Raw genomic sequence first — 19,238 nt, 5'->3', positions numbered from 1 at the left:
GTGCCACCCAGCCCCGCCGTAATGAAGTCAACAAAGTCACTCTCGTCAAACCTGTGCGATCCACTTGCGATGGGTGTGGATCGACATCAAAACCCCGAACCCTGACAGCAGGGTCACCAATGAAGTTCCACCGTAACTGATGAAGGGCAAAGGCACCCCCACCACCGGCAACAGCCCACTGACCATACCGATATTGACGAAAACGTAAACAAAGAAGGTCATCGTCAACGCACCGGCCAGCAGTTTTCCGAACAGCGTCTGGGCCTGCACCGTGATCACCAGGCCGCGGGTGATCAGCAGGATATACACCAGCAGGAGCAGGCAGACTCCGACCAGACCGAACTCTTCGGCGAGCACGGCGATGATAAAGTCAGTATGGCTTTCCGGCAAAAAATCCAGGTGCGACTGGGTGCCGGCCAACCAGCCCTTGCCGAACACCCCACCCGAACCGATCGCCGCCTTCGACTGGATGATGTTCCAGCCGGTGCCCAGCGGATCGCTTTCCGGATCGAGGAAGGTCAGCACCCGCTGCTTCTGGTAGTCGCGCAACACGAAGTACCACATTGCCACAGCGATCGGCACCACCGCCGTCACCGCACCGATGATCCAGCGCCAGCGCAACCCGCCGATGAACAGCACAAAAGCGCCGGAAGCCAGGATCAGCAACGCGGTACCCAGATCGGGCTGCTTCAGGATCAGCACAAAGGGCACCAGGATCAGTGACAGGCTAATCGCGGTGTGCTTGATGCTGGGCGGCAGGCTGCGCGAGGACAGGTACCAGGCGATGGTCATCGGCATGATGATCTTCATGAATTCCGATGGCTGGAAACGAATCACGCCGGGGATGTTGATCCAGCGCGTCGCCCCCATCGCCGTGTGTCCGGCCACCTCGACCGCGACCAGCAACGCCACGACGCCGAGATAGCCCAGCGGCACCCAGCGCGCCATGAACCGCGGTTCGAACTGGGCGATCACCAGCATGGCGCCGAGGCCGAGTCCGAAGGAGGTGGCCTGCTTGATGACCAGATCCCAGTTCTTGCCACTGGCCGAATAGAGGATGAACAGGCTGCCGGCGGCCAGTACCAGCAGCAGCACCAGCAGCAGCCCGTCGATATGCAGGCGCTGCAACAGGCTGGCGCGGCGGCGCAGCACGTCCTCGCGGGACAGGGTACGGTCGAAATTGCCGCTCATGGCTTCTTCCCTTCGGCAGTCAGCGGCGGCGCGAACTCGGCCTTGAGCTTGCCCTCCTCGTCGAGCAGCCAGGCATCCATCACCTGCTTGGCCACCGGTGCGGCGACGCCGGAACCGGACTCGCCGTTCTCCACCATCACCGCCACCGCGATCTTCGGGTCATGCACCGGGGCAAAGGCAACAAACAGGGCATGGTCGCGATGGCGCTCGGCCAGCTTGGCACTGTCGTATTTCTCGCCCTGGCGGATCGCCACGACCTGCGCAGTACCGCTCTTGCCGGCGATGCGATAGACCGAGCTTTCGCCGACCTTCCGCGCCGTACCCCGGGCGCCGTGCAGTACCTGCTCCATGCCATGGGTCGCGTAATCCCAGAAGCGCGGATCGCGCAGCTGGATATCCGGCAGCGGCTCCGGATCCACCGGCGGCTCGCCACCGATGCTGCGCGCCAGGTGTGGGCGAATCCACTTGCCACGGGTCGCCATCAGCGCCGTGGCCTGAGCCAGCTGCAGTGGCGTGGCCTGCATGTAACCCTGACCGATGCCGAGAATGACCGTCTCGCCGGGATACCAGGGCTGGCGATAACGCGCCCGCTTCCAGTCACGCGACGGCATCAGCCCGGCGGTTTCCTCGTACATGTCCAGCGACACGCGCTGGCCAAGACCGAAGCGGGTCATGTAGTCGTACATGCGATCGACGCCCAGCTTGTGCGCCATGTCGTAGAAATAGGTGTCGTTGGAACGGGCAATGGCCAGGTCGAGATCGACCCAGCCGTCGCCGCTGCGATTCCAGTTGCGGTACTTGTGCTGCACGTTGGGCAGCTGGAAGAAGCCCGGGTCGAAGACCCGGCTGGTGGGCGTGATCACCCCGGCATCGAGGCCGGCCACGGCCATCATCGGCTTGATGGTCGAGCCCGGCGGATACAGCCCGCGCAGCACGCGGTTGTACAGCGGCCGGTCGATGGAGTCGCGCAGCTCGCCATAGTCCTTGAAGCTGATACCGGTGACGAACAGGTTGGGGTTGAAGCTTGGCTGGCTGACCATCGCCACCACCTCGCCGGTGTCCGGCAGCAGCGCGACGATCGCACCACGGCGCCCGCCCAGCGCCTCCTCGGCGGCTTCCTGCAGATCCAGATCGAGGGACAGGGTGATGTCCTTGCCGGGTATCGGATCGGTCCGCTTGAGCACCCGCAGGACCCGTCCGCGGGCGTTGGTCTCGACTTCCTCGTAGCCGACCTGGCCGTGCAGCTCGTCCTCGTAGAACTTCTCGATGCCGGTCTTGCCGATGTGGTGCGTGCCGGCATAGTTGACCGGGTCGAGCTGCTTGACCTCCTGCTCGTTGATCCGCCCGACGTAGCCTACCGAATGGGCGAAATGCGGCCCCTGCGGATAATGACGGACCAGCTGCGCCGCCACCTCGATGCCCGGCAGGCGGAACTGGTTCACCGCGATACGGGCGATCTGTTCCTCGGACAGCTCGTACATGATCGGTACCGGCTCGAATGGCCGTCGCCCCTGCAGCACGCGCTTCTCGAATAGCCCGCGCTCCTCCTCGCCCAGCTCCAGAATCTCCACCACCGCGTCGAGCACGACCCGCCAGTCGCCAGCGCGCTCGCGGGTGACGGTCAGACTGAAGCTCGGGCGGTTGTCGGCGATGACCCGCCCCTGGCGGTCGAAAATCAGCCCGCGGTTGGGCGGGATCGGCTGCACGTGAACGCGATTGTTCTCCGACAGCGTCGAGTGGTGCTCGAACTGCACGACCTGCAGGTAGTACATGCGCGCCACCAGCACACCGATCAGCAGCAGCACGAAAACGAGGCCCACGATCACGCGTTGGCGCACCAGCACGGCGTCCTTTTCGTGATCCTTGAGCTGAATCGGTTGCGGCATATCGAAGGCGTTCGCGTACTACTTGTGATAGGGGTGACCGGACAGCAACGTCCAGGCGCGATAGATCTGTTCGCCGATCAGGATTCGTACCAGCGGGTGCGGCAGGGTCAGCGGCGACAGCGACCAGCGCTGCTCGCTGCGTGCACAGACCTCAGGCGCCAGCCCTTCCGGGCCGCCCACCATGAGGTTGACGTTGCGAGCATCGAGCCGCCAGCGTTCGAGTTCCGCGGCCAGCTGCTCGGTGCTCCAGGGTTTGCCGTGCACCTCGAGCGTGACGATACGCTCGCCCGGCTGGACCTTGCCCAGCATGGCCTCGCCTTCCTGGCGAATCAACCGTGCCACGTCAGCGTTCTTGCCACGGGTGTTGAGCGGGATTTCGTGCAGCTCCAGCGGCAGCTCGGACGGCAGGCGTTTGACGTATTCCTGCCAGCCGTCCTCGACCCAGCGCGGCATCTTCGAGCCGACCGCGACCAGCTTGATCCGCACGGTTTACTCCGGGTCGTGGGCGTGCTGCGCGCGGCTCTGCTCGGCGCCCTGCCACAGGCGCTCGAGGTCGTAGAACTGGCGAGTCGGCACCTGCATCACGTGGACGACCACATCGCCCAGGTCGAGCAGCGCCCACTCGCCGCCGTCCAGCCCTTCGCTGCCGAGCGGGCGTACACCCTGCCCCTTGGCCTTTTCCAGCACGTTCTCGGCCAGCGATTTGACGTGCCGGCTGGAGCTGCCGCTGGCGATGATCATGTAGTCGGTGACGCTGGTCTTGCCCTGGACATCGATGGTGGTGATGTCCTGGCCTTTCAGATCTTCCAGGGCGGCGACCGCCAGCTGGACCAAAGCTTCAGTTTGCATAACGTGAAAACAACCTCAGTTCGACGCCCGGTACAGTCCGTGCGCGTTGATATAAGCCAGTACGGCATCGGGAACCAGGAATCGGACCGACTTGCCGCTGGCCAGCAATTGGCGAATCTGCGTGGCGGACACTTCCAAGGGTGTCTGCCAGACGAAGGCGATCTGTCCGCTGCCGCCGCTGAGCGCCTGCGGGTCCGGCACGCTGCGCGCGGCCAGCAGATCACGCAGTTCCTGCGGTGCCTCGCTACCGGCATCCGGTCGCTGCAGCACGAGGATGTGGCAGTAATCGAGCAGCTCCTCCCAGCGATGCCACGTCGGCAGCCCGCAGAAGGCATCCCAGCCCACCACCAGCAGCAACTGGTCATCTGCCGCCAGTTCGGCGCGCAGCGACATCAGCGTATCGATGGTGTAGGACGGCTTGTCCCGCTCCAGCTCGCGGGCATCGACGCACAGCGGCGGCAGATCCTGCACCGCCAGGCGGACCATTGCCAGGCGATCCTGCGCCGAGCAGTTGGGCGTATCGCGGTGCGGCGGCCGCGCATTGGGAATCAGCCGCAGCTCGTCGAGCCCGAACATCTCGGCCACTTCCAGCGCGCCGCGCAGGTGACCGATGTGCACCGGATCGAAGGTGCCACCAAGTATGCCGATGCGCCGGGCGCCGCCTGCGTGATTCATCAGGTACGGACGTGACCGTCGCCGAAGACCACGTACTTTTCGCTGGTCAGCCCTTCCAGGCCGACCGGACCGCGGGCGTGCAGCTTGTCGGTGGAGATGCCGATCTCCGCGCCCAGCCCGTACTCGAACCCATCGGCGAAGCGGGTCGAGGCATTGATCATGACGGACGCCGAATCCACCTCGGTGAGGAAGCGGCGGGCATCGGTGAAGTTCTCGGTGACGATCGCATCAGTGTGCTGCGAGCCGTAACGATTGATGTGTTCGATGGCCTCGTCCAGCGAGTCGAGCATGCGGATCGACAGGATCGGCGCGTTGTACTCGGTGGACCAGTCCTCTTCGCTGGCCGCCAGCACTTCGTTGCCGAGCAGCGCGCGCGTGCGCGGGCAGCCCCGCAGCTCGACGCCCTTGTCGCGGTAGATGGCGGCCAGCGGCGGCAGCACCTGCTCGGCGATGCCCTGGTGCACCAACAGCGTTTCCATGGTGTTGCACGGCGCGAAGCGCTGGGTCTTGGCGTTGTCGGCGATGCGGATGGCCTTGTCCACATCCGCCGCAACGTCGACATAGACGTGGCAAATGCCGTCCAGGTGCTTGATCACCGGAACCCGGGCGTCGCGGCTGATGCGCTCGATCAGGCCCTTGCCACCACGCGGCACGATCACGTCGACATAGTCCGGCATGCTGATCAGCGCGCCGACCGCGGCGCGGTCGGTGGTATCCACGACCTGCACGGCAGCAGCCGGCAGACCGGCTTCGGCGAGGCCGAGCTGGATGCAGCGGGCAATCGCCTGATTGGAATGGATCGCCTCGGAGCCGCCGCGCAGGATGGTCGCGTTGCCCGACTTCAGGCACAGGCTGGCCGCGTCGATGGTCACGTTGGGCCGCGATTCGTAGATGATGCCCACCACGCCCAGCGGTACCCGCATCTTGCCGACCTGGATGCCGGATGGCATGTAACGCATGTCGCGAATCGCGCCGATCGGATCAGGCAGCGTGGCGACCTGGCGCAGGCCCTCGATCATGCCGTCGATCACCTTTGGCGTCAGCGCCAGGCGATCGAGCATGGCGGCGTCCAGGCCATTGGCACGACCGCCGGCCAGGTCCAGCTCATTGGCCCGCACCAGTTCGTCGCGAGCGGCATCGAGCGCCGCGGCGGCGGCCTGCAAGGCGCGGTTCTTCTGCGCCGTGCTGGCGCGCGCGAGCACCCGCGAGGCCTCGCGCGCGGCGCGGCCCAGGCGGGTCATGTAGTCGAGTACGGACTCGGTCATGGATCTAGCTGGCCTGACTGAAGGGAAAGCGGCTGATTATAGCCACGCTGCGCGCCCGCGCACAGCGGCGCCCGGCGAAAGGCATGCGGTGGCGCACGGCATTCGTCCGCCGCGACGGCAGCGTACGCATGGCAGTCCCGGCGAGTATGCTTTGCCGAGGAAACCCCGCGCCCTCTGGCCGGGTCGAAAGGCGGTCTTGCTTCAAGGAAACCGGCATGGGCCAATGGCTCGAAACCCTTACCCAATGGCTGGCCGCCAACCCCCAATGGCTGGGGCTGGCGCTCGTGATCGTCGCCTGCATGGAGTGCCTGGCGGTAGTCGGGCTGATCGTGCCGGGGACGGTGATGGTCTTCGCCATCGCGGTGCTGGCCGGCAACGGCGTGCTGACCCTGGGCGAAACCCTGGTGCTGGGCTTCATCGGCGGGCTGCTCGGCGATCTGTTGTCCTACGCCCTGGGCCGCCGTTATCACCAGGGCATCCGCAGCCTGCGCGGCCTGCGCGACCATCCCGAGTGGCTGCTACGTGCCGAGCATTACTTCCAGCGCTACGGCGTTGCCAGCCTGCTGGTCGGTCGCTTCATCGGCCCGCTGCGGCCGATGCTGCCGATGACCGCCGGCATGCTCGACATGCCGTTCGGGCGTTTTCTGCTGGTCAGCCTGTGCGCCGCCGGCTGGTCGATGGCCTATCTGCTGCCCGGCTGGAGCGCTGGCGCCGCCATGCGCCTGCCGCTGGAGGAAGGTTTCTGGAGCGAGGCGGCGGTGGTCGTCGGCGCGTTGTTGACGCTGATCGCCACCACTGCCTTCGGCAGTCTGCGCCAGCTGCGCTGGGTCACTGCACTGGCGACCGGCCTGAGCATCGCGATCCTGCTCGGACTGTTTCTGGGCTGGCCGCACCTCAAGGAGCTCGACGAAGGGCTGCTTGCGGTGATCCAGGGCGAACGCAGCATCACACTCGATCGGGTCATGGTGCTGATCACACGCGTGGGCGACTTCCAGACCCAGCTCTGGGCCGGCGTATTGCTGTGCGTGCTGCTCCTGGTCCTGCGCCAGTGGCGTGCCGCGATCTTTTCCATTCTTACCCTGCTGGGCACGGCCATGGCCAACGGCGCACTCAAGGCGTCCTTCGCCCGTGTCAGGCCGGAGGTGCTGATGGAGCCGCTGAGCAGCTACAGCTTTCCCAGCGGGCACAGTTCGGCCGCGTTCGCCTTTTTTCTCACCCTGGGCGTACTCGCCGGCCGCGACCAGCCGCCGCGCCTGCGCCTGGCCTGGCTGGTGCTGGCCAGCCTGCCGGCCACGGCGATAGCGCTTTCGCGGGTTTACCTGGGGGTGCACTGGATGACCGACGTCACCGCCGGTGCATTGCTCGCGGCGAGCATCTGCGCACTCAGCCTGACCCTGGTGCAATGGCGCGCACCGATGGCGGCGCTGCCGGCCAAGGTGTGGTGGCTGATCCTGCCGGCCTGCCTGGGCCTGCTCGGTGCGTTCAGCGTCTGGGCGCTACCGACGGCGATGCAGATGTATCGCTATCAGTAGTACGACGGCTCCACCGCTACGCCCCTTCCTGCAGCTGCTCGAGCAGGTTCTGAATCTGCGCCAGTTGCAGCTCCGGGTCGTCCAGCCCAAGCAGTTCGACCTTCTGCCGGGCCTCGAACGGCAGCAGATAGGCCAGCTGGCTGGCCAGCGCGGCCTGATCGCGCACCGGGCCGCCGAGCCCCAGAGTCTTCACCATGGGGTGCTGACCGAGCGCCTCGAGCAGCACCAGCAGGTCGGCGTGTTCGTCCGCCAGCGGCAGGGCATCGCCCTCGTTGCGCCAGGCGACCTGAGCGACGGTCAGCTGATCGCGCAGCACCTCGAAGGTCTGGACATCGAAGCGGCGCCCACCCTCGACCCGGATGCCGAGCAGACCATTGGGCAGTTGCTGCCAGTCGCGAATCAGCGCTTCGCAGCCGACGCGCGCGAAGGACGCCGGCGCCGCGCCGACCTCACTGCCGTCGAGGATATGCACGACACCGAAGCCGTGGCCGGCCTTGAGGCACTGGCTGACCATGTCGAGGTAGCGCGCCTCGAATATCTGCAGATCAAGCATGCAACCGGGGAACAGCACGGTATCCAGCGGAAACAACGGCAACTTCATGCGGACTCCATCACAGCAGCAGGGCAACCGCCAGCGGCAGCAGTACCGCCGTCATCACCCCCATCAGGCTCATGGCCAGCGCCGCGAAGGCACCGCATTCGTCGCTTTCCTGCAGCGCCTGCGCGGTGCCCACGGCGTGGGCGGTCAGCCCCAGCGCAATGCCGCGGGCCGCAGGATGCTGAACGCCAAACCGGCGCAACAGTTCCGGACCGAGAATCGCGCCGAGCACGCCGGTGATCATCACGAACACCGCCGCCAGCGCCACCACGCCGCCGATCTGCTCGGCCACCAGCATGGCGATCGGCGAGGTCACCGACTTGGGCGCCAGGGTCATCAGGATCATCTCGTCCGCGCCGAACGCCCAGGCCAGCGCCATACCCAACGCCGTGGCGAACACACCGGCGACGAGCAGGGTGATCACGATAGGTCCGAACAACTCGCGGATGCGCCGCAGGTTCAGGTACAGCGGCACGGCCAGGGCCACGGTGGCCGGCCCGAGAAGCAGCGTCAGCCACTGGGCGCTGATGCGGTACTCCGCGTAGTCGATGCCGCACAGCAGCAGAATGCCGACCACAAGCAGCATCGATACCAGCACCGGCTGCAGGAACACCCAGCGGGTCTTCTCGTAGGCGGCGAACGCCAGCTGGAATGCCGTCAGGGTGATGCCGACGCCGAACAGCGGATGATGGATGAGTGCCTGCCAGGCCGCGTGCCAGTGCAATTCCATCATGCGCCCTCCTGGCGGCGCTGTTTGCGCCGGATCAGTGCCTGCATCAGCCAGCCAGTGAACACCAGCGAGATCAGCAACGAAATCACCAGCACACCGACGATGGCCCAGAAGTCCTCGAGAATCGCCTCGGTATAAGCCATCACGCCGACTGCCGGCGGCACCAGCAGCAACGGCAGGTAGCGCAGCAGGCTGCTTGCCGCCAGCTGCAGCGATTCGCTGGCGCGGCCGCGCGCCAGCAGACCGGCGAACAGCAGCACCATGCCGATGATGGGTCCCGGCAGCATGGGCAGCAGCAACACGTTGAGGACGGTGCCGAGCAGCTGGAACGCGACCAGCCAGGTCAGACCTCTGAGCAGCATGGGAGCCTCCCGCAAAATGGCGACAGTATAAGGGGCAACGCGCACAGGCGCCCGCGCTGCGCTATGACGGCCCATTCGCGCTGCGGATGCTGGTTTGCCAGGGCTGCGCGCCGTGCTGATCTAGCCCGGTGCCAGGACGCGCTTCGGCGCGTGCCGCTCCCTACAGCCATCCATGCGGGATCACAAGAACAATCCGGAGGACACATGCCACAGGTACCCGTCGCGCAACTCAAGGACTACATCGGCAAGGAACTGGGCCATTCCGAATGGCTGACCATCGATCAGCAGCGCGTGGATCGGTTCGCCGACTGTACCGGCGACCACCAGTTCATCCATGTCGACCCCGAGAAGGCCGCCCAGACACCCTTCGGCGGCACCATCGCCCACGGTTTCCTCTCGCTCTCACTGCTGCCGATGCTCTCCGGAGACCTGCTGGTCGTGCCCGAGGGCACGCGCATGGGGGTCAACTATGGCCTGGACAGCCTGCGTTTCATTCAGCCGGTGCGCGTTGGCTCGCGGGTTCGGCTGGGGCTGACGCTGATCGATGCCCACGAGAAGAATCCCGGCCAGTGGCTGCTCAAGGCCCGCGCAGTGATGGAGATCGAAGGCTCGGAGAAACCGGCCTACATCGCCGAAACGCTGGCCCTGTGCATCCTCTGAGCAGCGCGCCTGCGCGGATGTCGCAGGCCGTTGGGTTTGCGGCATACTGCGGGCCTCCTGCCTGAGCGGATGCCCGCATGCTGCGCCTCGTTCCCCTGCTGTTGATCGGCCTGCTCACCGCCTGCGGCGAGGGCGAGCCATTCACCCCTGCCGATGCAGTGCTGCCCGACGGCGGCCGCTACCGCGGGGAGATCGTCGACGGCCTGCTGCAGGGCAGCGGACGTATCGACTACCCGAACGGCAGCTACTACTTCGGCGAGTTCAAGGACGGCCAATGGCACGGCTTCGGCACCTGGAACGGCGCCACCGGCGATCGCTACGAGGGCGAGTTCAAGCACGGCCTGTTCGACGGCCTCGGCCGTTTCAGCTACGCCGAAGGCGGCGTCTATCAGGGTGAATTCCATGCCGGCCGCATGCACGGTCACGGTCGCTTCAGCCAGGACGGCACCGTGTACGAAGGCGAGTTTCGCAACAACCTCTACCACGGCATGGGCCGCCTGGACTATGCCGACGGCCTCAGCCATCGCGGCCAGTTCAGCCAGGGTCAGCCGGATGGGCCGGGCATCCGCCACGACGCCGACGGCGAGCTCAGCGGCCACTTCAGCGCCGGCAGCCTGAACGGCGCCGGCAGCTACGTGACCGGCCAGGGCGAGCGCTACAGCGGCGAGTTCGAGAATGACCAGTTCCATGGCCAGGGCCGCTACGAGGATCTCGACGGCAACCTCTGGAGCGGCACCTTCGTCCGCGGCGAGCTCAATGGTACCGGCAGCCACATCGCCAGCGATGGCAGCCGCTACGTCGGCCAGTTCCGCAGCTGGCGCTATCACGGCCAGGGCCGCCTCGATCGCGCCGACGGCAGCTTCTATACCGGCGGCTTTCGCCTCGGACGCTTCGACGGTGAAGGCGTGCTGACCGCTGCCGACGGCAGCGAAATGCGCGGCACCTGGCGCAACGACCGACGCGTCCGCGACGAACAGGGCCGTGCCCTGCCCGATCCGCTGGAAATCGCCTTGCTGGAGCAGGGCGACCTGCTCGACAGGGCTATCGACGCCCTGCCGCCGTCCACGCCGGCGGCGGAACTCTATACGCTGACGCTCGCCGGCGATGGTCGCCAGAGCGTGTTCATGCGCGAGGCGGACTACGTGCAACGGCTGCTGGCCGAACGTTTCCATGCCCACGGCCAGCTCAGCCTGGTCAACCATCGCGACCACCTGGCCGACCGCCCACTGGCGACCCGGGAGAACCTGGGACGTGCCATCCGTGCCCTGGCCGAGCGCAGCGGCGAGGAAGACCTGATCTTCCTCTCCTTCACCAGCCACGGCTCGGCCGAACACGAACTGGTGCTGAGCCAGCCGCGCCTGAGCCTGGACGATCTGCCTGCCCGCGACCTTGCCGGACTGCTCGCGCCGCTGGCCGGACGCAAGGCGGTGGTGGTGATCTCTGCCTGCTATTCCGGCGGCTTCATCGAGCCGCTGAAGAACCAGCAGACCCTGATCATGACCGCCGCGCGCGCCGACCGCGTGTCGTTCGGCTGCTCGGAACAGAGCGACTTCACCTACTTCGGCCGCGCGCTGTTCGCCGAAGCCCTGCAGGAAACCGACGATATCGTGCAGGCCTTCACGCTCGCTTCGGCAAAGGTTGCCGAACGCGAGCAGGCCGACGACTATCAGGCATCGGAACCGCAATTATGGGCACCTGAACCGGTCGTCCAGCGCTGGCAGGAACTCCAGCAGCGGCGCGCCGCCCAATGATCGCCACAGGAGCACAACCATGTATTTGACGCCACAGCGCATTCTGCTTGCCGGCGCCACCGGACTCACTGGCGAGCATCTGCTTGATCGACTGCTCAACGAACCCACCGTCGAGCGCGTACTGGCGCCCACGCGCAAGCCGCTGGCCCCGCATCAGCGCCTGGAAAACCCGGTCGGCGAGCTGCCGGCGCTGCTGCCGACGCTGAGCGGCACGATCGACACGGCCTTCTGCTGCCTGGGCAGCACGCTCAAGCAGGCCGGCAGCCAGGAGGCCTTCCGCGCCATCGATCATGACCTGGTGCTGGCATTTGCCCGCCGCGCCAAGGAAATGGGGGCCCGCCATCTGCTGGTGATCAGCTCGCTCGGCGCCAACCCGGACAGCTCGATCTTCTACCTCAAGGTCAAGGGCGAGATGGAAGCGGCGCTGCAGCAGCAGGACTGGCCGCAGCTGACCATCGCGCGCCCGTCGCAACTGCTCGGCCCGCGTCTGGAAATGCGCCTGAGCGAACGCATCGCCGCGCCGCTGTCGCAACTCTTGCCAGGCAAGTACCACGGGATCGAAGCCTGCACCCTGGCGCGGGCGCTCTGGCGCCTGGCGCTCGAGGAAGGCGATGGCGTGCGCATCGTCGAGTCGGACGAACTGCGCAAGTTGGGGAAATAACAGGCGGGAAGCTGCAAGCGGCGTAGCGCGGATGTCGTTTCTCGCATCGACGCTACGCCCATCTGGCTTTTTCTGCGGCTTGTGGCTAGCCGCTGAAGCGGCTCTATCAGACCTTGATGAAATGCTCGCGGTAATGACGCAGCTCGGCGATGGAGTCGCGGATGTCGTCCAGCGCCAGGTGGGTACCGCCCTTCTTGAAACCTTCCATGATCTGCGGCGCCCAGCGTGCTGCCAGCTCCTTGAGCGTCGAGACATCCAGATTGCGGTAGTGGAAGTAGGCTTCCAGCGTCGGCATCTGCCGGTAGAGGAAACGACGGTCCTGGCAGATGCTGTTGCCACAGATCGGCGACTTGCCCTTGGGCACCCACTGCTCGAGGAATTCCAGGGTCAGGCGCTCGGCCTCCGCCGTGGAAATCCGGCTCTCGCGCACACGCTGGGTCAGCCCCGAACCGCCGTGCTGGCGGGTGTTCCACTCATCCATGCGGGCGAGGACGTCGTCGCTCTGGTGCACGGCGATGACCGGTCCCTCGGCCAGCACGTTGAGCTGGCTGTCGGTGACGATGGTGGCCATCTCGATGATGACGTCGTTGTCCGGATCCAGACCGGTCATTTCCAGGTCGATCCAGATCAGGTTCTGCGGGTTCTGCATGAGGGGCTCCTTGGCTGTGCGGCGCAGTTTAGCCGCTCGTGCCGGTGCCGTCAGGTGGCGGGCCGGCCGGGTACCAGATCAGCAAGCGTGAGCCGCGCCAGTCGTCGATCGACAGCACCTCGGCCGGTTCCACGCCGGGCACGGCGAAACTGTTGCTGATCAGCATCGCACCGGGGCGCATTTCCGCCCGCGCCTTTTCCCACAGCGCCGCCATGGGTGCCGGTGACAGGAAACAGTAGACGACATCGTATTCGCCGAGGTCGACGCGCCACAGGCTGAGCGGGTGGACCTGGCAGTTGCGCCGCGGCAGGCAGCGCAGCCAGGACAGGGCGAAGGTCAGCGGCGCGGTTTCCACCCCGACGAAGCGCGCCGCCGGATATGCCCGCGCCAGCCGCACCAGGGTACCGGCCAGCCCACTGCCCAGATCGATGAGGCGAAAATCCGTCGGCAACACCGCCAGCCGCGCGCGCAACCGGCGCTCGGTCTGCGAGCCGGTCAGGTAGAGCGGCACCCGCTCGCCGAAAGCGTTCCAGTTGAGCAGCAAGAGCAGCGCGAAGCCGCTCAGCGGCGCCCATGCCGGCACGTCCAGATCGCGGAACAGCAGCAGACCGGGCACGAACAGCAGGTTGATCGGCAGCCACCAGACCGACAGGCCGAGCCGCGCCCCGATCAGTGCGGCCAGGGCGCCCTGTGCGAGCGCCGCGAGGAGCAGTCCCGGGCGCACGGCAAAGCCCCAGACCAGGCCGAGCGACAGCAGCCAGACGAGCGGCAGCGCCAGCAGCTGGGCCAGCAGCGCGCGCAGGACGGGCAAACGAGTGAGCGTGGTGGCGGACATGGCCGGCAATCATCGAACCAGGGTCACCCAGTCTAGCCGCCTACCGACGCGCCATACAGGCCGCAGCCCGCCGGGTTCGGCATGCTAGACTCGCCCACCAAAACTCCGAGACAGCCCCAACCCATGGCCAAACGCCAACTCAACCGCCGGCAAAGCTGGCGCATCGAGAAGATCCAGGAAGAGCGCGCCGCCCGTGCCGCGCGTCGCGAGAGCCGTGCCCTCGAGGAGCTGGAGGGCGGCGACCTGGGCCCGGAACAGACCGGGCTGGTCATCGCGCATTTCGGCGTACAGGTCGAGGTCGAGGCACTGGAGGGCGAACACAGCGGGCAGGTGTTCCGCTGCCACTTGCGGGCCAACCTGCCGGCACTGGTCACCGGCGACCGCGTGGTCTGGCGCCCGGGCAACCAGGGCATCGGCGTCATCGTCGCGCAGCTGCCGCGGCATTCGGAGCTGTGCCGGCCGGACATGCGCGGTCAGCTCAAGCCCGTGGCGGCCAATGTCGACCTGATCGTCATTGTCTTCGCCCCGCTCCCCGAGCCGCACGCCAACCTGATCGACCGCTATCTCATCGCCGCCGAGCACGCGGGCATCGCGCCGCTGCTGCTGCTGAACAAGGCCGACCTGATCGACGAACACAACGAGGTGGCGCTGAACCGGCTCCTGGACGTGTATCGCCAACTGGATTATCCGCTGCTGGAGGTCTCGGCCCATGGCGGCGCCGGCATGGATGAGCTGAAGGCGCGCCTGGACGGCCATGTCAGCGTGTTCGTCGGGCAATCCGGGGTGGGCAAGTCGTCGCTGGTCAACAGCCTGTTGCCGGGCGTGGACACCCGTGTCGGCGCGCTGTCGGAAATGACCGGCAAGGGTACGCACACGACCACCACCGCGCGACTGTTCCACTTCCCCGGTGGCGGCGAGCTGATCGACTCACCCGGCATTCGCGAATTCGGCCTCGGCCACGTCAGCCGCGCCGATGTGGAAGCGGGCTTCATCGAATTCCAGGAGCTGCTCGGCCACTGTCGCTTCCGCGATTGCAAGCATGATCGCGAACCGGGCTGCGCACTGCTCAAGGCGCTGGAAGACGGCCGCATCCAGCCGCAACGCATGGCCAGCTACCGGCACATCCTCAGCAGCCTGCCGGAATCGGACTACTGATAAGCGGGCTGATCAGCGCGCACCGGGCTCACTGAACTTCAGCACGCCATCCTCGAAGATGTTCAGCCGCTCGCGCAGCTGTTGCGGCTGCAACGGCTCATTGAGCGCCGGCGCGCCACCGCCACCGCCGCTTGCTGGCGGCTGAGCCGCCTCGCCCGCATCGGACTTCTGCGACGCATCGGGCTGCTCGCCCTCGATGGAGCGCTGCGCCTTCTTGGTCAGCACAAGGATATCGATGCGACGGTTCACCGGATTGAACGGGTCCTTGCGATCGAACAGCGCAGAGGATGCGTAGCCGACCACCCGCGCGATCTGCTCTTCCGGATAGCCACCGTACACCAGCGTTCGCCGAGCCGCGTTGGCGCGGCTGGCCGACAGCTCCCAGTTGCCGAAGTCACCACGCCCGGAAAACGGCTTGGCGTCGGTGTGCCCGCTGATGCTGATCTTGTTCGGCACCGCGGCGATGGTGTCCACCAGCGCCAGCAGGATGTCCTCGAAGTAAGGCTGTAGCTGGGCGCTGCCGAGGGCGAACATCGGTCGGTTCTCGGCATCCATGATCTGGATGCGCAGGCCGTCCTGGGTGATCTCGAAGAGGATCTGGTCCTTGAACTTCTGCAGCTCGGGGTTCTCGTCGACCTTGTTCTGCAGTTCCTGCAGCAGCAACTCCAGCCGCTCGCGCTCGATCTGCTCGGCGAACGTCTCGGCCTGCTGGGCGTCGATCTGCGCCTCGCTCTGCGCAGGCTCCAGCTCGGGATTGAGGGTGCGGTCCGGCGAAGGCGTCGGCGTGCCGCCCAGATCGATGACATGGGGGCTGGCGCTTTCGGTGAACCCGATGGGGTCCTGAAAGTAGCCGGAGATGAGTTTCTTCTGTTCCGGCGTGGCCGAACTCATCAGCCACATCACCAGGAAGAACGCCATCATCGCCGTGGCGAAGTCGGCGAAGGCGATCTTCCAGGCGCCACCGTGATGACCGCCAGCGACCTTCTTGACCCGCTTGACGATGATCGGTTGGGTATTGTCCATGGCGAACCTTTAGCTGCCACGCATGGCTTGCTCGAGCTCGGAGAAGCTCGGGCGGTGCGCCGGATAGAGAACCTTGCGGCCGAACTCGACGGCCAGGCTCGGCGGCATGCCGGACGCCGAGGCCACCAGGGTCGCCTTGATGGATTCGTATACGTTCAGCTCCTCCTTGGCATCGTGCTCCAGCGCCGCCGCCAGCGGGCCGAAGAAGCCGTAGGAGGCGAGAATACCGAGGAAGGTACCCACCAGCGCCGACCCCACCTTGTAGCCGATCATCGCGTTGTCCGCCTCAGCGAGGATGGACATGGTGATCACGATACCCAGCACCGCCGCGACGATACCCATCGCCGGCAGACCGTCGGCCACCTTGCTGACCGCGTGGGCCGGATGATCGAGTTCCTCCTTCAGGCTGGTCAGCTCCATGTCGAACAGGCCTTCCAGCTCATGGGGCGCCATGTTGCCGGAAGACATGATGCGCAGGTAGTCGCAGGTGAAGGCGGTCATCCGCTCGTCCTGCAGGAAGCCCGGGTACTTGCTGAACAGCGGGCTCGCGGCCGGGTCCTCGAGGTCAGCCTCGATGGCCATCATGCCTTCACGGCGGCTCTTGTTCAGAATCGCGTAGAGCAGGCTGAGCACTTCCAGGTAATAGGCGTGGGTAAAGCGCGTGCTGAACATCTTCAGCGACTTCTTGAAGACGATCATGGTGGTGCTGCCCGGGTTGGCCTGCAGGAAGCCACCCAGCGCCGCGCCGCCGATGATCATCACCTCGAAGGGATGGATGAGCGCGCCGATCTTGCCGCCGGATAGTACGAACCCGCCCAGCACGCTGGCGAACACGACGATGATGCCGATGATTTTGACCATAGGAGGTACGTCTGGAACCTGATTACGAGCCGTTCGGACTGCGGCAACAACTGCCGCAAAACCCCGCCGTACGGCCTTGCAGAAGGAATGTTGGAAGAATTGTTCTGGTTATCGGAACTTTTGCGCCAGACTAAAGGCCATCCCGATGAAAAGCTAGTTCGGCCATGACCACCACACCCCCGCTGCCCCGTACGCTACCTGCCTGGATCAAGGCACTCGATGACGCTCCCCTGCCCGCCTTCGCCGCCGTTCATGGCAAGGTGCGCCTGGCGCTGCGCGACGCCAGCAAGTCGATGCGGCAGATTGCCGAGCTGATTCAGGACAGCCCGGTGCTGGCGCTGCGCTTCATTCAGGAAGCCAATCGCGGCATCGGCGATGGCCAGCCAGCGGAAAGCCTCGAGGTCGCGCTCAGCCGCATCGGCCTGCAACGCGCCGAGGCGCTGCTGGCTCGCATACCGGCGATGGAGGCCCAGGACATGCCGCGGCCGCTGCGTCAGGTGGTGCTGATCAGCCGGCATGCCAGCCAGCAGGCCAACGGACTGTTCGCCGCCCGCCTCGCACGGCTGTGGCAGGACATCCACTGGGGCAGCCTGCTGTTTCTCGCCCCGGCCTGGGCGCTGGTCGGCGCCTATCCGCATCTGCTGGACGCCTGGGAGCAGCGAGTGCTGGTCAAGGGCGAGCCGGCCAGCCGCGTCGAGCGCGAACTGCTCGGCGTTTCCCTGCTGGAGCTGTGCCTCGCGCTCGCCGAGCACTGGCGCCTGCCGGACTGGATCATTCAGGGCTACCGCCTGCTGGGCGCCGACCGGCGCAGGCTGATCAAGGCGCTGCACATTGCCCACGACAACGAGCACCCGCTGCACCAGCAGCAGATGCTCGACGCCGATCCGGAATTGCGGCGCTGGCTGACGCTGCCGAGCAACACCATCGTACTGGCCAACGGCCTGGCGCTGTCGGCGCACCACAGCTGGAGCGGCATCCACAGCCTGCGCTGGCAACGCCTGGCCGGGCTGTATCTGCAGGTACCGCTGGGAGAATTGCAGCAGATGGTGCACCAGCAGGCAGTCATCAGCGCCCGCGATTTCGGCGCGACCGATCTCTGGCACCCCGCCCAAGGGTTGCTGTGGCCGAGTGGCAGCCGCTTCCAGGTGTTGCGCGAAGTATCCGCGGCCACATCTGCTCCGACGGCCGATCTGACCGAATGGCGCGAACACTGCCGCCGGCTGCTTGCCGAGCCCAGCCCGTTCAGCAACGTGCTGCAGCTGACCGCCACCGCCAGCCAGGCCCTGACCAGCGCCGGCATGCAACGCTCGCTGGTATTGCTGGTGGATCGCAAGCAGAACCGCCTCGTCGCCCAGCAATGCGTCGGCCTGCCCGGCGATGCCGCACGGTTGACGCTTGCACCGGAGCAGAGCCAGGTCGTGCGTCGCCTGCTGGAAAAACCGGCCCAGCTGCGTCTGCAGCCGGCCAACATGGCACAGTTTTCCGCTCTGCTGCCCGGCGGCCTCAAGGCACTGTTCGCCGGCGAACACCTGCTACTGCGCTCCCTGGGCGTCGACGGTCGGGTATTGATGCTGGTCGTGGCCGATCAGAACGGCGCGCCGCTGTCCGACGCCAGCGTGCAAACATTCGCTAAAACATCACAATGCATCGAGCGCGCTTTGAGTCTGTTCGGCAGGCGCGGGGGCTGAGCTTTTTCGCTAGACTTCGCCCCTTCAACGACTAGTCGAGGCCTGCCGTGTCCGCCTTTTCCAATCTGCCACTGGTGATCGAGCCCGCCGATCTGGCCACCCGCCTCGATGCGCCCGAGCTGATCCTGGTCGATCTGACCAGTGCTGCCCGCTATGCCGAAGGCCACCTGCCGGGCGCCCGCTTCGTCGATCCCAAACAGACCCAACTGGGCCGACCGCCCGCACCAGGCCTGCTGCCCGAACAGGCGCAGCTGGAACGGGTGTTCGGCGCGCTGGGCCATCGCCCCGATGCGGTGTACGTGGTGTACGACGACGAAGGCGGCGGCTGGGCCGGACGCTTCATCTGGTTGCTCGACGTGATCGGCCACCGGCACTACCACTATCTCAACGGCGGGCTGCATGCCTGGCTGGACGAAGCCCGTCCGCTGAGCCGGGAGATACCCGAAGCGGCGACCGGTACACCACACCTGGTCGTGGACGACGCCCCGACCGCCACCCGCCACTACATCGAGAGCCGCCTCGGCGCCGACGACCTGGTGATCTGGGACGCCCGCTCGCCGGCCGAATACCGCGGCGAGAAGCTCTTCGCCGCCCGCGGAGGCCATATCCCCGGGGCGGTCAATTTCGAGTGGACGGCCGCCATGGACCCCGCCCGCGCGTTGCGCATCCGCGAAGACATCGCCGAGCGCCTGCTGGCACTGGGCATCGTTCCGGACAAGGAAATCGTCACCCACTGCCAGACTCACCACCGCTCCGGCTTCACCTACCTGCTGGCCAAGGCGCTGGGCTATCCCCGCGTCAAGGGCTATGCCGGTTCCTGGGCCGAATGGGGCAACCTGCCTGACACCCCGGTGCAGCAATGAAAAG

The 19,238-nt window shown here is 66.2% G+C and carries 20 protein-coding genes; 7 read left to right on the top strand and 13 right to left on the bottom strand.

The features are described 5' to 3' along the window. Window positions 1-45 precede the first annotated feature (45 nt). The 6 genes from rodA to VF716_RS10795 are packed head-to-tail and all read right to left on the bottom strand — an operon-like array spanning window position 46 to window position 5,866. A complete protein-coding gene (rodA, locus tag VF716_RS10820) occupies window positions 46-1,191 on the bottom strand; it encodes a rod shape-determining protein RodA (protein WP_011914788.1) in 1,146 nt (381 codons plus the stop codon). After that, window positions 1,188-3,077, bottom strand: coding sequence for a penicillin-binding protein 2 (gene mrdA / locus VF716_RS10815; RefSeq protein WP_011914789.1), 1,890 nt, complete (start codon window positions 3,075-3,077; stop codon window positions 1,188-1,190). The genes rodA and mrdA overlap by 4 nt, the downstream gene beginning before the upstream one ends. Before the next feature lie 18 nt (window positions 3,078-3,095). Then, on the bottom strand, window positions 3,096-3,563 hold the full coding sequence (gene rlmH, locus VF716_RS10810) for a 23S rRNA (pseudouridine(1915)-N(3))-methyltransferase RlmH (RefSeq protein ID WP_011914790.1): 468 nt from the start codon (window positions 3,561-3,563) through the stop codon (window positions 3,096-3,098). 3 nt (window positions 3,564-3,566) lie between these two features. Further along, complete coding sequence (gene rsfS, locus VF716_RS10805; RefSeq protein ID WP_125849625.1) at window positions 3,567-3,926, bottom strand: ribosome silencing factor; 360 nt, start codon at window positions 3,924-3,926, stop codon at window positions 3,567-3,569. Between the two features lie 15 nt (window positions 3,927-3,941). Then, on the bottom strand, window positions 3,942-4,601 hold the full coding sequence (gene nadD, locus VF716_RS10800; RefSeq protein WP_013984174.1) for a nicotinate-nucleotide adenylyltransferase: 660 nt from the start codon (window positions 4,599-4,601) through the stop codon (window positions 3,942-3,944). After that, window positions 4,601-5,866, bottom strand: a complete 1,266-nt coding sequence (locus VF716_RS10795; RefSeq protein ID WP_014597834.1) for a glutamate-5-semialdehyde dehydrogenase — start codon at window positions 5,864-5,866, stop codon at window positions 4,601-4,603. The genes nadD and VF716_RS10795 overlap by 1 nt, the downstream gene beginning before the upstream one ends. A 215-nt stretch (window positions 5,867-6,081) precedes the next feature. On the opposite strand from VF716_RS10795, the gene VF716_RS10790 reads away from it, so the two are divergent. After that, window positions 6,082-7,398: a bifunctional DedA family/phosphatase PAP2 family protein gene (locus tag VF716_RS10790; protein ID WP_440552695.1), complete on the top strand. Its 1,317-nt coding sequence runs from the start codon at window positions 6,082-6,084 to the stop codon at window positions 7,396-7,398. 16 nt (window positions 7,399-7,414) lie between these two features. Here VF716_RS10790 and VF716_RS10785 read toward each other — a convergent pair whose 3' ends face one another. From VF716_RS10785 to VF716_RS10775, 3 genes are read right to left on the bottom strand one after another with little or no spacing between them, the layout of a single operon-like run. Beyond that, window positions 7,415-7,999 (bottom strand): LON peptidase substrate-binding domain-containing protein, encoded by a 585-nt coding sequence (locus VF716_RS10785; protein WP_013984178.1) that lies wholly within the window; start codon window positions 7,997-7,999, stop codon window positions 7,415-7,417. 10 nt (window positions 8,000-8,009) lie between these two features. Continuing rightward, window positions 8,010-8,720, bottom strand: a complete 711-nt coding sequence (locus tag VF716_RS10780) for an LrgB family protein (protein ID WP_026006669.1) — start codon at window positions 8,718-8,720, stop codon at window positions 8,010-8,012. Window positions 8,721-8,725: 5 nt separating this feature from the next. Further along, window positions 8,726-9,088, bottom strand: a complete 363-nt coding sequence (locus VF716_RS10775) for a CidA/LrgA family protein (protein ID WP_020305836.1) — start codon at window positions 9,086-9,088, stop codon at window positions 8,726-8,728. Window positions 9,089-9,292: 204 nt separating this feature from the next. Here VF716_RS10775 and VF716_RS10770 point away from each other — a divergent pair, with 204 nt between their 5' ends. The 3 genes from VF716_RS10770 to VF716_RS10760 all read left to right on the top strand — a co-directional run bounded on the left by VF716_RS10770 (window position 9,293) and on the right by VF716_RS10760 (window position 12,160). Continuing rightward, on the top strand, window positions 9,293-9,748 hold the full coding sequence (locus VF716_RS10770) for a MaoC family dehydratase (protein ID WP_013984180.1): 456 nt from the start codon (window positions 9,293-9,295) through the stop codon (window positions 9,746-9,748). Window positions 9,749-9,825: 77 nt separating this feature from the next. After that, on the top strand, window positions 9,826-11,499 hold the full coding sequence (locus tag VF716_RS10765; RefSeq protein WP_111481547.1) for a C13 family peptidase: 1,674 nt from the start codon (window positions 9,826-9,828) through the stop codon (window positions 11,497-11,499). 19 nt (window positions 11,500-11,518) lie between these two features. Then, a complete protein-coding gene (locus VF716_RS10760; RefSeq protein ID WP_111481548.1) occupies window positions 11,519-12,160 on the top strand; it encodes an oxidoreductase in 642 nt (213 codons plus the stop codon). 106 nt (window positions 12,161-12,266) lie between these two features. Here VF716_RS10760 and orn read toward each other — a convergent pair whose 3' ends face one another. Together orn and VF716_RS10750 are read right to left on the bottom strand one after the other, a co-directional pair. Next, on the bottom strand, window positions 12,267-12,809 hold the full coding sequence (gene orn, locus VF716_RS10755) for an oligoribonuclease (RefSeq protein WP_111481549.1): 543 nt from the start codon (window positions 12,807-12,809) through the stop codon (window positions 12,267-12,269). 28 nt (window positions 12,810-12,837) lie between these two features. Beyond that, the gene (locus tag VF716_RS10750; protein WP_049338834.1) at window positions 12,838-13,644 is read right to left on the bottom strand and encodes a class I SAM-dependent methyltransferase; all 807 of its coding nucleotides are present in this window, start codon (window positions 13,642-13,644) and stop codon (window positions 12,838-12,840) included. 123 nt (window positions 13,645-13,767) lie between these two features. Between VF716_RS10750 and rsgA the strand changes: the two genes are divergently transcribed. After that, a complete protein-coding gene (gene rsgA, locus VF716_RS10745; protein ID WP_013984184.1) occupies window positions 13,768-14,799 on the top strand; it encodes a small ribosomal subunit biogenesis GTPase RsgA in 1,032 nt (343 codons plus the stop codon). A 12-nt stretch (window positions 14,800-14,811) separates the two neighbouring features. Here the strand turns inward: rsgA and motB are convergent, their stop codons facing one another. Next, entirely contained in the window at window positions 14,812-15,822 is a 1,011-nt protein-coding gene (gene motB, locus VF716_RS10740) for a flagellar motor protein MotB (protein WP_017246541.1), read from the bottom strand. Between the two features lie 9 nt (window positions 15,823-15,831). Further along, a complete protein-coding gene (gene motA / locus VF716_RS10735; protein WP_011914805.1) occupies window positions 15,832-16,683 on the bottom strand; it encodes a flagellar motor stator protein MotA in 852 nt (283 codons plus the stop codon). 164 nt (window positions 16,684-16,847) lie between these two features. Between motA and VF716_RS10730 the strand changes: the two genes are divergently transcribed. Both VF716_RS10730 and VF716_RS10725 read left to right on the top strand, forming a co-directional pair. Next, complete coding sequence (locus tag VF716_RS10730) at window positions 16,848-18,371, top strand: HDOD domain-containing protein (RefSeq protein ID WP_011914806.1); 1,524 nt, start codon at window positions 16,848-16,850, stop codon at window positions 18,369-18,371. 47 nt (window positions 18,372-18,418) lie between these two features. Then, window positions 18,419-19,234, top strand: a complete 816-nt coding sequence (locus tag VF716_RS10725; RefSeq protein ID WP_014597842.1) for a rhodanese-like domain-containing protein — start codon at window positions 18,419-18,421, stop codon at window positions 19,232-19,234. The last annotated feature ends 4 nt before the right edge of the window (window positions 19,235-19,238 follow it).

The organism is Stutzerimonas sp. Brlt_14, assembly GCF_051948915.1.
GTDB lineage: Bacteria > Pseudomonadota > Gammaproteobacteria > Pseudomonadales > Pseudomonadaceae > Stutzerimonas > Stutzerimonas stutzeri.
Note: the sequence above shows the minus strand (reverse complement) of the source record. Positions and strands in the feature narration are given on the sequence as shown.